Source organism: Paenirhizobium daejeonense (assembly GCF_014280875.1).
Lineage (GTDB): Bacteria > Pseudomonadota > Alphaproteobacteria > Rhizobiales > Rhizobiaceae > Allorhizobium > Allorhizobium daejeonense.
Genome location: NZ_JACLAL010000011.1, coordinates 102,658 through 116,847, shown reverse-complemented (window position 1 = coordinate 116,847; position 14,190 = coordinate 102,658). Strand labels below are relative to the sequence as shown.

General features: G+C 63.4%; 11 protein-coding genes. 4 read left to right on the top strand and 7 right to left on the bottom strand.

Annotated features, from left to right (window positions below; genetic code table 11):
* Window position 1: 1 nt before the first annotated feature.
* The 4 genes from H4I99_RS22035 to H4I99_RS22020 all read right to left on the bottom strand — a co-directional run bounded on the left by H4I99_RS22035 (window position 2) and on the right by H4I99_RS22020 (window position 4,133).
* Window positions 2–862, bottom strand: a complete 861-nt coding sequence (locus H4I99_RS22035) for an ABC transporter permease (protein WP_163901528.1) — start codon at window positions 860–862, stop codon at window positions 2–4.
* The gene (locus H4I99_RS22030; RefSeq protein WP_163901526.1) at window positions 859–1,917 is read right to left on the bottom strand and encodes an ABC transporter ATP-binding protein; all 1,059 of its coding nucleotides are present in this window, start codon (window positions 1,915–1,917) and stop codon (window positions 859–861) included. The genes H4I99_RS22035 and H4I99_RS22030 overlap by 4 nt, the downstream gene beginning before the upstream one ends.
* 141 nt (window positions 1,918–2,058) lie before the next feature.
* Entirely contained in the window at window positions 2,059–3,096 is a 1,038-nt protein-coding gene (locus H4I99_RS22025; RefSeq protein ID WP_163901524.1) for an ABC transporter substrate-binding protein, read from the bottom strand.
* Window positions 3,097–3,164: 68 nt separating this feature from the next.
* Window positions 3,165–4,133 carry an isopenicillin N synthase family dioxygenase gene (locus H4I99_RS22020; protein ID WP_163901522.1) on the bottom strand — a complete coding sequence of 323 codons (969 nt, stop codon included), beginning with the start codon at window positions 4,131–4,133 and terminating at the stop codon, window positions 3,165–3,167.
* A gap of 130 nt (window positions 4,134–4,263) precedes the next feature.
* Here H4I99_RS22020 and H4I99_RS22015 point away from each other — a divergent pair, with 130 nt between their 5' ends.
* Genes H4I99_RS22015 through H4I99_RS22005 form a run of 3 tightly spaced genes read left to right on the top strand, consistent with a single transcriptional unit; the run spans window position 4,264 to window position 7,191 of the window.
* Window positions 4,264–5,382 carry a carbohydrate kinase gene (locus H4I99_RS22015; RefSeq protein ID WP_163901520.1) on the top strand — a complete coding sequence of 373 codons (1,119 nt, stop codon included), beginning with the start codon at window positions 4,264–4,266 and terminating at the stop codon, window positions 5,380–5,382.
* A gap of 33 nt (window positions 5,383–5,415) precedes the next feature.
* Window positions 5,416–6,342 carry a pseudouridine-5'-phosphate glycosidase gene (locus H4I99_RS22010; RefSeq protein ID WP_163901519.1) on the top strand — a complete coding sequence of 309 codons (927 nt, stop codon included), beginning with the start codon at window positions 5,416–5,418 and terminating at the stop codon, window positions 6,340–6,342.
* A 24-nt stretch (window positions 6,343–6,366) separates the two neighbouring features.
* Window positions 6,367–7,191 (top strand): enoyl-CoA hydratase/isomerase family protein, encoded by an 825-nt coding sequence (locus tag H4I99_RS22005; protein ID WP_163901517.1) that lies wholly within the window; start codon window positions 6,367–6,369, stop codon window positions 7,189–7,191.
* Between the two features lie 86 nt (window positions 7,192–7,277).
* Here H4I99_RS22005 and H4I99_RS22000 read toward each other — a convergent pair whose 3' ends face one another.
* From H4I99_RS22000 to H4I99_RS21990, 3 genes are read right to left on the bottom strand one after another with little or no spacing between them, the layout of a single operon-like run.
* Window positions 7,278–8,255 (bottom strand): nucleoside hydrolase, encoded by a 978-nt coding sequence (locus tag H4I99_RS22000; protein WP_163905887.1) that lies wholly within the window; start codon window positions 8,253–8,255, stop codon window positions 7,278–7,280.
* A 43-nt stretch (window positions 8,256–8,298) separates the two neighbouring features.
* Window positions 8,299–11,787, bottom strand: coding sequence for an indolepyruvate ferredoxin oxidoreductase family protein (locus tag H4I99_RS21995; protein WP_163901515.1), 3,489 nt, complete (start codon window positions 11,785–11,787; stop codon window positions 8,299–8,301).
* The gene (locus H4I99_RS21990) at window positions 11,784–13,259 is read right to left on the bottom strand and encodes an FAD-binding oxidoreductase (protein ID WP_163901513.1); all 1,476 of its coding nucleotides are present in this window, start codon (window positions 13,257–13,259) and stop codon (window positions 11,784–11,786) included. Before H4I99_RS21990 ends, H4I99_RS21995 begins: the two co-directional genes overlap by 4 nt.
* A gap of 132 nt (window positions 13,260–13,391) precedes the next feature.
* Between H4I99_RS21990 and H4I99_RS21985 the strand changes: the two genes are divergently transcribed.
* Window positions 13,392–14,153 (top strand): FadR/GntR family transcriptional regulator, encoded by a 762-nt coding sequence (locus tag H4I99_RS21985; RefSeq protein ID WP_163901511.1) that lies wholly within the window; start codon window positions 13,392–13,394, stop codon window positions 14,151–14,153.
* Window positions 14,154–14,190 lie beyond the last annotated feature (37 nt).

Here is a 14,190-nt window from a genome sequence, read left to right as displayed (position 1 = left end):
GTCAGTTCGCCTTCCATTTCATGCGGGTCGCCATCGAGAAGGCAACGACGATCAGGCCGCCGGTGACGGCGAGGCCGAGGGCCAGTGCGGAGCCGAAAGGCCACTGGAAGGTGTCCACGAGCGCATCAACGACCGAGACCGCCATGGTCTTCACCTTGGAGCCGCCGATCAGGGATGGCGTCACATAGGCCGACAGCGAGAGAACGAAGGTCAGGATGCAGCCGGCCTGGATGCCGGGCATGGCGAGCGGCAGGATGATGCGCCGGAAAATGGTCGCCTTCGATGCGCCGAGTGAGCGGGCGGCGGATTCCAGCGAGGGATCGATGCCCTGAATGGCGTTCATGATCGGCAGGATCATGAAGGGCAGGAAGACGTGGGAGAGCGCGACGACGATGCCGAGCGTGTTGTACATCAGGCCGACCGGACGATCGACGATGCCGAGGTTCATCAGCGTGCGGTTGATGACGCCGTTATTGCCGAGCAGGATCGTCCAGCCGTAGCTGCGGATGACGATGCCGACGAGAAGCGGAGACAGCACGATGCCATAGGCAAGGCCGCGAAAGCGCGAATTGCCGCGGGCAAGCTGCCAGGCAACCGGGAAACCCAGCACGAGACAGACGATGGTGCAGATGAAGCCGATCATCAGCGTGTTCAGCGTCTGGCCGATGTAGAAGCTGTCGGACAAGAAGCGAATGTAGTTCGCCAGCGTATAGCCTTCGCCATAGGGCGCGCCCTGTCCCGGCGTGCGAAAGCTCATCACGACGATGGTGAGATAGGGCAGCAGGATGAAGACGAAGAGCAGGATTGCGGCGGGCGCGATCAGCAGAAGCGGGGCGTGACGTCTGAAACCAGCTTCCGTCATGCGACGGCCTCCAATACCCAGTAGCGGTCGGAGGGGACGATCAGCTTCACCTGCTCGCCATCGGCGAAACGGTGGCGCGGGAAGGTCTGGACGTCGATTTCGGTGCCGGCGTCGAGCTTCAGGCGATAGTCCATGAGGCTGCCGGAATAGTAGCTGGACAGAACGGTCGCCGCAGTCCCCTCGCCGGAAGTAGCTATCTCGATGCCTTCGGGGCGGACCGCAAGGGTTATCGTCTCTCCCTGCTTCAGTGCGCGGTCGCAGGCGACTTCTGCCGGGCCGAGCGCGCTCGTCACGCCGTAGCGGCCATTGCCAGAAACAGTCTCGACCGAGGCGGGCAGGAGATTGACCTGACCGACGAACTTCGCCACCTCGGTGCTGGCGGGGCGCTCGTAAATGTCCGAAGGACTGCCGCACTGGGCGATCCGGCCGCCGAACATGACGACGACGCGGTCGGACATGGTCATCGCCTCGGCCTGGTCGTGAGTGACGTAGACGGTGGTGATGCCTACGCGGCGCTGGATGTCACGGATGAAGACGCGCATTTCCTCGCGCAGCTTGGCGTCGAGGTTGGCGAGTGGCTCGTCGAGCAGCAGGATCTTCGGCTCAATGACGAGAGCCCGGGCGAGCGCAACGCGCTGCTGCTGGCCGCCGGAAAGCTGGCGGGGATAGCGGTCGGCATGGCTCGACAGCTGCACCATGTCGAGCACCTTGGCGATGCGGTCGCGCATCTCGGCCTTTGGCACCTTGCGCATCTCCAGCCCGAAGGCGAGATTGCCGGCAACCGTCATGTGCGGAAACAGTGCATAGTTCTGGAACACCATGCCGATATCGCGCTTTTCGGCGGGAACGTGCACGACATCCTTGCCGTCGAAGCGGATCGCGCCGCTCGAAACGTCCTCGAAACCGGCGATCATCTTCAGCGTCGTGGTCTTGCCGCAACCGGATGGTCCCAGCAGCGACACGAACTCGCCCTCGCCGATGCGGATGGAGATCCCGTCCACGGCGCGTGAGCTGCCGTAGTCCTTGGTCAGCCGCTCGATGCTAACCTCTGTCATGGTGTTCAACTTTCCCTATGGCCCGCGAAAGAAAAGCGCAGGCATGCCTCGATGTCGAAAATCCAGGCCGGCGGAGGGATTGCCGGCCTGGCATGCATAGGGACGGGGGTACGCTTGCGTATGCCCGCCCTTCCGGCAAGCTTACTTGACGGTCTTTGCCCAGGTCTCGGCGAATTCGGCCTGTTTGCTGTTCATGAACTCCCAGTCCCAGGTCAGGATATTGTCCATCTGGGCGCCCGAGATCGGAACGTCGGCCTTCAGGTCATCGGGAACCACGACCTTGGCATTGGTCGGCGAGACGAAGAATTCCTTCATCAGCAGCGTCTGGGCTTCCGGCGACAGCATGAAGTTCGCGTATTCGTAGGCGAGTTCCTTCTCCGGCGCGTTGACGAGGATATTGAGCGTCTGGTCGAACATCAGCATGCCTTCCTCCGGCACGACGATATCGATCGGCAGGCCCTGCTTGCGGAGGCGAGCAACCTCGCCGAAGTCGAAGGGGGCGACGACAAATTCACCGGCGGCGATGCCGGTGGAGAGGTTGAAGTCCGCCTGGATCACGGGGCCGAGGTTTTCGAGCGCCTTGAAGCCGGCGTCGACATCATACTGGTCCTTGCCGAAGATCTTGGAGAACAGCATCAGCTCCATCTTGCCGGCGGTGTTGGCGAAATTGTAGAGGCCGATGCGACCCTTGAATTCCGGGTTCTCCCACAGGTCCTTCCAGCCCTTCGGCGGCGTCGACACGAGGTCGGTGCGGTAGGCAAGACCGATCGGCGACACCATGGCGACGGCACCCCAGTCGTCGGTCTTCTTGGCGAGCGGGTAGAGGTCGGCGTAGTTTGGCAGCTTGGTGAGGTCGAGCTTTTCGAAGAAGCCTTCCTTGCGCAGGCTGTTGGCGAAGGCCTCATTGGTCATCAGGAACGAATAGGGCGGCTTGTCGACGCCGGCGGCGCGCAGGTTCGCGCTCCAGACGCGGCCGTTGCCGGCGTCGAGCGTCACCGCGGCTCCGCTCTTGGCGGTGAAGGCCGGCGCGAGCGTGCTGCGCCAGAACTGTTCCCAGGCGCCGCCCAGCGTCGGCACCACCAGGGTTTTTTCCTGAGCGCGTGCCGGCAGGCCGAACATGGCGGCGGCGGAAAGTCCCGCCATCGCCGAAAGCGTCTGGCGTCTCGTCAAATTCGTCATTTCAGTTCCCCTTGTTGTTCAGGTCGTTCAGTGCATGCGTATTGCGGATTTCGCTTCGTCCTTTGCCGTCAGGACTTGGAAAAAGCCTGGCTGGTCTTCAGCGCGATGTATTCGCCGTAGGTTATCGGGTCGTATTTCGCGGCCTTGCCGTGCCGGGTGAAGGGCGCGAGGCATTCGATCACGGTTCCGGCGTTCGGGTTCAGGAAGAAGGGAATGGATTGCCGCCGCGCGCTGCCCTTGCGATCGCCCGGCGGGTTTGCCACCCGATGCGGTGTCGAGACCCATTCGTCATTCGTCCAGCGCATGAAGGCGTCGCCGATGTTGACCACATAGGCGCCTTCGATATTGGGCGCATCCAGCCACTCGCCGTCGCGGCGCTGGACTTGCAGCCCGCCGGGGGACGCTTCCGAGCGCAGGATAGTCATGAAGCCGTAATCCGTATGCATGCCGGCGCGCATCTGGCCGGGCAGGGGCGTTTCCTCCTGCTCCGGATAGTTGATGACCCGAAGCGCCGAGAGGTGATCGACAAAGGAGGGTTCGAAGTATTCGGCCGGCAGGCCGATTGCCGCGCAGAATGCCTGGCGGAGATGAAATGCCAGTCGCTCCATTTCGCCGAAATAGTCGATGAAGGCCTGCCGAAGACCGGCCGGCTGGTCGGGCCAAGCGCCACCCTTGAGACGGGGGCCGTAGTTCAGGCTTTCCTTGTAGTCGCCGGGGGTCTTGATGCCGAGCGTTGCGGCAAGGGCCTCGTCCGCGATGGGCGAGAATGCGACGCCGCCGTCGAGATCCGTGGTCCGGCCCTGCGTGACTTTCCATTCCTGCGGAAAATCGAAGAACGAACGGGCGAGATCGTAAAGCCGCTTTGTGATTTCCGATGAGACGCCATGACCGGTGACGAGGAAGAAGCCGGTGTCGCGAGCCGCCGTTTCAAGCTGGCGAACTACGTCCGAAGCACCTTCTCCTCCCGTGATGAACGGAGCGACATCGATGACCGGAATGGTCTGTTCAGAGACCTGTGGCGTTGTCTCACGCTGCATGACGACGATTTCCCTCTGGCATGGAGCGATCTTGATCGTCGCTCCTTTTATAAACAGATGTTGACAAAAACATCTGTTGTTGTCCATATCCCGATAGCAGCAATTTTTCGAAAAACGCGGTCGGGCAAGGATGGAAGAACTCGGAGAGCAGGAACGCGCGGTTCTGGAGCTGGTGAAGGCCAATCCCTTTGCCGGGCAGCAGGAGATCGCCACCATGATGGGGCTGGCGCGCTCCACCGTTGCCGCGCATATCGTCCAGCTCATTCAGAAGGGCTACATTCTCGGTCGCGGCTATGTGCTGCCGGCGGCCCGGCGTGTTGCCTGCCTTGGCGGTGCCGTCTTCGACCGCAAGTATCGCGCACTCGATCCGCTGGTGGAAGATACTTCCAATCCCGTTCAGGGATCGCGGACCAGTGGCGGCGTAGCACGCAACGTGACGGAAAACCTTGCCCTGCTCGGCACGGAAACGAGTTTCATCTCGATCATCGGCAATGACGAGCCGGGCCGGGAGATCCTCGGCCATCTGCGCGAGCGGGGCGTCGATGTCAGCCAGGTGCAGATCAGCGACAAGGGTCGCACCGCCGAATACGTCGCGCTGCTGGAATCGACCGGCGCCCTGCGCTTTGGTCTTGCCGACATGGCGATCTTCGAGGAGTTCCAGCCGGCCGTGCTCGACCGCGTCTGGTCGCATATCGGTTCGGCCACCTGGATTTTTGCCGACTGCAACCTTCCGGCCGAAACTCTCGAGGCGCTGATCGTGCGTAAGCGCGGTTCGCGCGCGAGGCTTGCGATCGACGCCGTTTCGACGCCGAAGGTCGCCCGACTGCCGAAGGATCTTTCCGGCGTCGATATCGTCTTCATGAACATTGCGGAGGCTTGCGCCTTCCTCGGCTGGCAGATGCCGGCATCCGGCGCTTCGCTGGATGAGGCGCGCGATGCGGCGCGCGCACTCCAGGCCGCGGGCGCTACCGAAGCCGTGGTCACCCTCGGTTCCACCGGCGTTGCCGTTGCCGCGCAGGACGGGATTGCGAGCTTCGCAGCGGTTCCGGCTCGGCCGGTCGACATGACCGGTGCCGGCGACGCGATGATCGCCGCGACACTCAACCGGATCATTTCCGGTGACGATATCGTCCGCGCGGCCCGCATCGGCAGCCTCATGGGCACGCTTACTACCGAATGCACCACCAGCGTTCACCCCGCACTTTCGGCGCATTTCATCGAGGCGAACCTTCATCGCCTCGAAGACTGACTCGCCTGCATACTGAAAGGAACAACTGAAATCATGCCTCTCCTGAAACCCGAAATGAGTGCCGAAGTTGCCGCAGCGCTTGCTGACGGCCGTCCCGTCGTGGCGCTCGAATCGACCATCATCACCCATGGCATGCCATATCCGGCCAATCTGGAAACCGCGATTGCGGTGGAAGACACCATCCGGGCGAACGGCGCGGTGCCCGCGACCATCGCCGTGATTGGCGGCAAGCTGCATGCCGGCCTCGATCGCGAAACGCTTGCCGCGCTTGCCGCCGACAAGAGCGCGGTCAAGGCTTCGGGTCGCGATCTCGCCGCAGTGATGACGCGTGGTGGTACGGCCGGCACGACGGTTTCGGCGACCATGCGCATTGCCGAGCTTGCCGGCATTCCGGTCTTCGCGACGGGTGGCGTCGGCGGCGTGCATCGCGGCGCGGAGGAGAGCTTCGACATCTCGGCCGATCTCACCGAACTCGGCCGGACGGGCACGGCCGTCGTCTGCGCCGGCGTCAAGTCGATCCTCGATATTCCGAAGACGCTGGAATTTCTCGAGACGCAGCGCGTTCCGGTCATCGCCTACGGCACGGATGCCTTCCCCGCCTTCTTCACCCGAGACAGCGGCGAGAAGGCCGATCATCGTCTCGACAGCGCCGAGGATCTCGCCAAGGCCATCGTCAGCCACCATACGCTCGGTTCGGGAACGGGCCTGCTGATCGCCAATCCCATTCCGGAAGATGCGGCACTCGATCCGGCCTTCATCAATGCGACGATTGCCGATGCTCTCGCCGAGGCTGAAGAGCGCGGCGTGACCCGCAAGGACGTGACGCCTTTCCTGCTTGCCCGGATCAACGAACTGTCCGAGGGCAGCAGCCTCAAGGCGAATATCGCGCTGGTGATGAACAACGCCGCGCTCGCGGCAAGGATTGCCGTCGCCATCAGCGCACTCACTGTCGGCCGCTAGAGATTTCACGAAAGGAACGCCCCCATGAGCGACATGCCTGTTTTCGAGACCATCCTTTTCGAGAAGGACGCGACCGACAAGTTCGCGACCATCACCCTCAACCGTCCTGACAAGCTGAATGCGATGAACAAGACGGCGATCCGTGAAATCGACGCCGCCGTGGCTGCGGCCGTCGCGGATCCGGATATCAATGCGCTGGTGATCACGGGTGCCGGCCGGGCGTTCTCCGCCGGCTACGATCTGCAGGGTGCCGATTATGACGTCGATATCGAGGACTGGCATGCCGACATGGGTGAGAACACCCAGGCGCTCCTCAACATCTGGAAGGCGCCGATCCCGGTCATCGCTTCCGTCAACGGCTATGCGCTTGCCGGCGCTCTCGAACTGATGATGGCCTGCGACCTCGCGATCGCCGCCGACACCGCCAAGTTCGGCGAGCCGGAAGTGCGTCACAATTCCGGTCCGCCCTCGCTGTTCATGCCCTGGCTCATGGCCACCCGCGACGTTCGCTATCTGATGTATACCGGCGATGTCGTCGATGCCGAGGAAGCGCTGCGGATGCATTTGATCAACAAGATCGTGCCGGCCGCCGAGCTCAAGGAAAAGACCGAGAACCTCGCCCGCAAGCTGGCGCGCATGCCGGTTCCGGCGATCAAGTATGCCAAGGCATCTATCAACAACCAGCAGATCGCTGCCGGCCTGATGACCTCGATGGACTACAACGTGCATGCGATCGCAGCACTCCACGTCAGCCGCAAGGGTCAGGAGTGGATGGCCAATCTCGGCAAGATGTCCCTGAAGGAATATCTCGAGGTGCGTGACGCCCCGTTCAAGGGGCTGGACGACTAAAGTTCCCCCGGCCTTCTCATCCCCCGAAGGCCGGTTTTTGGGGCGGTGTCCGGCAACTTTCGGCACCGCTCCCTCTTTGCCTCGGCTCATGCGCCGACCCGCTGGCGCGGCGCAACGGATGTCGCAGACGCCAGAACCGCCAGACGCTCCGTCAGAAGCGAAAAGAATGCCGCGTCGTCCACGTCACGGACGAAAAACGCATTGGCCGGGCGGCCGCTGACCTTCCACCAGTCGACCACCGTCATGCCCTTGGTCAGTTCGGATTCGGTCTCGATCTCGACGTTGCAATGGCGACCGTCGTAGATGTCCGGCCGGATCAAGTAGGCGATCACGTTCGGATCGTGCAGCGGGCCGCCGTCGGTTCCGTATTTCTCCTCGTCGAAGCGCTCGAAATAGTCGAGCCAGCCGGCCGTCACCGCGCCGAACTCACCTTCCAGGGCACGGATGCGCTCGACCCGTTCGCGCGTCGTGCGCACCTTGTGGGTCACGTCGAGCGGCATCATGACGATCGGGACGCCGGAGGCGAAGACGATGGCGGCGGCCTGCGGATCGACGAAGATGTTGAACTCGGCGGCAGGTGTGATGTTGCCGCCTTCGAACAGGCCTCCCCCCATCAGGACGATGCGACGGATGCGCGAGGCGATTTCCGGGGCCTTGGTCAGCGCTGTCCCGATATTGGTGAGGGGACCAAGCGGGCAGAGCGTCACGGATCCCTCAGGTTCACTCATCAGCGTATCGATGATGAAGTCGACGGCATGGCGATCCTGCAGCGGCATGACAGGTTCCGGCAGTTCGGCTCCGTCGAGCCCAGTTGCGCCATGAACATGTTCGGCGGTGACCAGCGGCACGGCCATTGGTTTCGCGCAGCCTGCGAAGACGGGGACTTCGGGCCGGCCCGCGAGTTCCAGCACCTGCCGCGCATTGCGGTGGGTGAGGCTCAGCGGAACATTGCCGGCGACCGTGGTGATGCCCAACAGTTCGACTTCGGGGCTGGCAAGCGCCAGCAGAATGGCAAAGGCGTCGTCCTGACCCGGATCGGTGTCGATGATGATTTTCTCAGCCATGGGCTCGTCCTTCGGTACCAGTTTCATCCTCGACGCCTCCTCTTCATGCCGTCCGGGAAAGCGGCGCTTCGCTGCGCCAGCGTCCGACCAGTTCGCTCTTGCGCGTTTCGTATCGACCGGCGCTCTCAAGCTTGACCGGTCCGAAGCCGCGCACCATGTCCGGCAGACCGGCAATCTCTACGGCGGCGTTCAGGCCCGCCCGGGAAAGGCCTGCGGAGAGTTCCTCGACCAGCGCCGCATAGTCCTCGATCATGCGGCGTTCCATCCGACGCTCCTCCGTCCGTCCGAAGGGGTCGAAACGGGTGCCACGCAGGCCCTTCAGCTTTGCGAGGATGCCGAAGACCGGGCCGATCCATGCGCCGAGCGCGATCTTCGCCGGCCGGCCGGTGCGCGCATCCAGGTGGCGCGACAGAAGCGGTGGCGCCAGATGATGGCGAATGCGGAAATCGCCCTCGAACTGTTCGGAAATCGCCTTGGCGAAGGACGGATCGCGGTGAAGCCGGGCCACTTCGTATTCGTCCTTGTAGGCCATGAGCTTGAAGGCGTTGCGGGCGACGGCCTCGGCGAATTCGCCCTTGCCGCCGAGGGCCGCTTCCGCGGTGCGCGCCCGTTCCACCAGCGAGCGGTAGCGCCGGGCATAAGCCGCGTCCTGATAGTCGGTCAGGAAGGCGACGCGCTTGTCGATCAGCATGTCGAGGGTTTCCGCCTCGGGCGCTTCCTGCGAGAGGCCTGCGGCCTTGGCAACCGCATCGGGTTCTACAGCGAGACGGCGGCCCCAGTCGAAGGCGGCACGGTTCATCACGACGCCGGTGCCGTTGAGTTCGATGGCGCGCTGGATGGCGTCGAGGCTGATCGGAATCAACCCGCGCTGCCAGGCATTGCCGAGCAACAGCATGTTGGCGGCGATGGCATCGCCGAGCAGTGCGGTTCCTGCCGTCGTTGCCGGCACCAGTGCGAGGGCGTCCTCGCCGGCCGCCTTCTTCAGCGCGCGCAGCGTGACTTCCTGACGAAGGTCGATTGCGGTGTTCTGCACGAAGGCTGCGGTCGGGGCGAAATGATCGTCGATGACGGCGCGGGTGCGGCCCTTGACGAAGGTCGGAAGCGCGGTGCGACCGGCTGATACCACGACGTCGAAGCCCAGCACGACATCGCTTTCGCCGGGGCCGATGCGTACGGTGTTCAGCGCTTCGGGATTGGCGGCGATGCGAAGGTGAGAGACGACGGCACCGTTCTTCTGGGCAAGTCCGGTCTGATCGAGCGTCAGCACGGCGCGGCCGTCGATATGGGCGGCCATCGACAGGATGGCGCTGACGGTGATGACGCCGGTGCCGCCGATGCCGGCGAGCAGCATGTTGTACGGCTGGCTGAGATCGGCCTCGATCACCGGCAGCGGCAGATTGGAGGCGTCGATGCTCGCCGCGCGGCCCGCGGGCTTGCGGATCTTGCCGCCCTCGACCGTGACGAAGCTCGGACAGAAGCCCTTGATGCAGGAGAGGTCGGTGTTGCAGCTCGACTGGTTGATCCGCCGCTTGCGTCCCAGTTCCGTCTCCTTCGGTTCGATGGAAATGCAGTTGGAGACGGCGGAACAGTCGCCACAGCCTTCGCAGACGAGTTCGTTGATGAAGGCGCGCTTGTCGGACACCGGGAAGGCACCGCGCTTGCGGCGGCGGCGCTTTTCGGCCGCGCAGACCTGATCGTAGATCAACGCCGTCACGCCCTCGGTTTCGCGCAGATCACGTTGCACGGCATCCAGTTCATCGCGCGGATGAATGGAGACTTCACGCGGCAGGCGGCCGATCCAGGCATCGGGGTTTTCGGCGACGACCACGACGCGGCGTGCACCCTCGGCGAGCATCTGGTCGACGACGGCGGGAACGCTGAGTTCGCCGTCATGACGCTGGCCGCCGGTCATGGCGACCGCGTCGTTGAACAGGATCTTGTAGGTGGCGTTGACCTTGGCGGCGATGGCCGCCCGGATGGCGAGAAGGCCGGAATGGAAATAGGTGCCGTCGCCCATGTTGACGAAGATGTGCTTCTCGTCGGTGAAGGGCGAAAGGCCGATCCACGCACCGCCTTCGCCGCCCATCTGGGTGAAAGTGGATGTATTGCGGTCCTCGACGCCGATGATCATCATGTGACAGCCGATGCCGGTCGTGGCGCGGCTGCCATCGGGAATGCGCGTCGAGATGGAGTGCGGGCAACCCGAACAGAAATAGGGCTCCCGCTTGAGAGCCGGGGTGTCATCGGCCACGGCGCCGGTGATCTCTTCTAGTCGCAGTGCTGCCGGACCGAGCGGGCCTTCCTTGCCACCGAGGCGCTGAACCAAGGCGCGGGCGACGGCGACCATGGAGATTTCGCCGATCGACGGCAGCAACCGTTCGCCTGCATCGCCGGTCTTGCCGAAAACGCGCGGACGCCGGTCGGCGGGCAGGTTGAAAAGCAGGGCCTTCAACTGTTCCTCGATCACCGGTCGCTTTTCTTCGACGACGAAAATCTCGTCGAAATCCAGCGCGAAGCGGGAGATGCCTTCCGGCTCCAGCGGCCATGTCAGGCCGACCTTGTAGAGGCCAATGCCGAGCCGTTCCAGATCGCTTTCGCGCAGGCCCAGTGCCGCGACCGCGCCGAGGAGATCGAGCCAGGACTTGCCGGTCGAGATGATGCCGAGCCGGCCGCGCGACGAAGTTCCGGAACGCCGGTCGAGATGATTGGCGCGCGCAAAGGCCTTCACGGCCTCGATCTTGCGCTCGAGCCGCAGTTCCATGGCATGCGGGCCGTCGGGCCAGCGCAGCGACAGTTCGCCCGGCGCGGGTCCGTCCGTGGGAAGGATGATCGAGGGACGGCCGGGGCCGATCTCCACCGTTGCCGTGCATTCGACGATTTCCGTCTGGCACTTGTAGCCGATCCATGCCCCGGAATAGCGGCTCATGGCCCAGCCGTAGAGGCCGTAGTCGATGTATTCCGCAATGCCTGCCGGCGAAAGCAGCGGCACCATGGCGGAGATCAGGTTGTGTTCGCTCTGGTGGGGCAGGGTGGAGGAGGCGGCGCCATGATCGTCGCCGACGAGAAGCAGCACGCCGCCATGCTGGCTGGTGCCGGCCGCATTGGCGTGGCGGATCACGTCCATGCTGCGGTCGACGCCGGGGCCTTTGCCGTACCACATGGAAAAGACGCCGTCATAGCGGTTGCCCTTGAACATGCCGGTCTGCTGCGTGCCCCAGACGGCGGTTGCCGCCATGTCCTCGTTCAGGCCCGGCTGGAATTTGATATGCGCCTTCTCAAGATATTTGCGCGCTTTGACCATTTCCCGGTCGAAGCCGGCAAGGGGAGAACCGCGGTAGCCGGAGACGTATCCCGCCGTATTGAGGCCGGCGGCGAGGTCGCGTTCGCGCTGGATCATCGGCAGGCGGACGAGGGCCTGGGTACCGGAAACGAGGATGCGGCCTTCCTCCAATCGGTAGCGGTCGTCGAGGTCGATGCTCTCGTTGATCTGGTGGCTGGCGGCAATGCGCGACGGAGCGACGGGAAGGTTCATCTTGGGGCCTTTCCAGCGGCTTCGGTCTCCATGTCGAAGACGCGACCCGGATTGAGGATGAAATTGGGGTCGAATGCGCGTTTCATGCGGCGCATGGCGGCAATCTCGGAAGCGCTGCGCACCAGCGGCAGCCATTTCTTCTTGTCGAGCCCGATGCCGTGTTCGGCGGAAATGGCTCCACCCGTTTCGGCAACGACATCGAAGACGGCATCAGCGATGTCCTCGTAGCGATCCGTCCTGACCATGTAGTGCAGGTTTCCGTCACCAAGATGGCCGAAGACATAGGGGCGGGCGGAGCTGTCTATCGCGAGCAACCGGACCGCCGCATCGGTCAGGAAATCCTGCATGCGGGCGAGTGGAATGCTGACATCGAAGCCGACCATGCGGTCCATGCTGAAGATGAAGGCGCTGCAGGCTTCGCGAAGCGCCCAGAGACCACGATAATCCCTAGGCGATTGCGATACGACCACGTCATCCACAAGACCGGCCTCGACCGCGCTCATCAACGTTGCGGCGAAGCGTTCGTGGTTCTCGCTCTCGTCCTGTCCTTGTATCTCGACGAGGGCATAGAGGCCGGCGCCGACGGGAAGCGGCGGCGTGGCGAAACCGCCCGTAGCCACGCCCGCATAGACCTCCGGAAAAATCACCTCGAAGGCGGAAAGCAGCGGGCCGAGCTCCTGGCGAAGACGGGCAAGCAGTGCCTGGGCGGCGGCAAGCGACGGCAGTGAGCAGAGCGCGTTGACCTGCAGCGGCGGCAGCGGATGCAGGCGCAGGCAGGCTTTCGTGACGACGCCGAGCGTGCCCTCGGAGCCGATGAAGCACTGGTTGAGGTCGTAACCGGAATTGTCCTTGGGCAGTCCCTTGAGCGAAGAGAGCACCGAGCCATCCGGCAGGACCGTTTCAAGACCGAGGACCTGAGCGCGGTACATGCCATAGCGCAGGACGCGAATGCCGCCGGCATTGGTGGCGATGTTACCGCCCACCGTGCAGGAGCCACGGGCGCCGATATCGACGCCGAACAGGAAGCCGGCCTCTTCTGCCGCCTCCTGAACTGATTGCATGGTGACGCCGGCTTCCACGACGAGCGTTCCGGCCCGCAGGTCGACATTCTCGAGACGCGTCATGCGCTCCAGCGAAAGCGACACCTCGCCCTCGCGTGGGCGCGCGCCGCCGGAAAGGCCAGTTCTGCCGCCCTGGATCACCAGGGGCTGGCCGAGATCATTGCAGGTGGAGAGAATGAGGGAAACGTCCGCGGTATCACGCGGTCTCAATACGAGCGCCGGGCGAGGGCCGCGGTCATCCGTGGCGTCGCCGCGATAGCCGTCGCCGACATCGTCGCCCATCAGCAACGCGCCTTGGTCGAGGCGCGCCGAAAGCGCTCCGATCAACGCCGAGAGCTTCGCCTCCTTGGCATCGCTGGTCGCCGGGCGCACGTCGCCAACGGCCGGGTTTGAGCCCGTCCCGCTATTCATTTTTTGTTGTTCCCCTGAATGGTTAGGGGCATCGTTATACAGGTTCCGATATTTGTCAAACCTATATTTAAAAGGCTATGGCGTTCCCTCGGCAATCATGGCATGCTCGTAAAAATCAAGGGGAGACGGGTAATGATCCTGAAATATGACGAGGTCGTGCGAACGGGCATCGCCAAGCAGGTGTCCGACAATATCCGGTCGGCAATCATGGATGGACGGCTGAAGATCGACGAGCGGCTGCCGAGCGAGGAAGAGCTTGCGCGCAGCTTCGGCATTTCTCGCCCGACAGTGCGCGAGGCGCTGAAGCGACTTGCTGCGCAAAACCTCATTCATTCCAAGCGCGGCCCGACTGGCGGCAATTTCGTCAAGCGGCCGGACCCGGAAGGCCTTTCCAAGGCGATCACCGGTGCGGCGACGCTGCTGGTGGGCGTCGGCGCCTTCGATATCGACGAGATCGTCGTGGCGCGGCGGGAAACCGAAACGATCTGTTGCCGGTTGGCCGTCGAAAACCGCAGCGATGAGCATCTTGCACTGATGGAAGACGAGATCCGGGTTCAGGAAGACGAAACGATCAGCGACGAGGATTTCTGTGCGTCCGACGTGCGTTTCCATCGCGCGCTTGTGGATTCGACCGGTAACGGGCCGCTGAAGCTGATGATGTACACCGTCATCGAATCCTTCATCCCGGTAACCAACATGATCGTCTTCCGGGTTCGGGAACGCCGTCAGGTAGCGGACTTCCACCGGGAAATTCTCGACGCCGTCCGTCTCAGGGATGCCGACCGCGCGATTGCTGCACTCGGCGCTCTTCTCGATTATGTCAGCCAGTCCTACGCGACAGCTGTTTCGGCACGCGAAAGCCGTGCGGCTTCCGCCGGCAACGCGCCGGCGTGAATTCAAACACCATCATCATCCAAGGCCAGGAGCATTA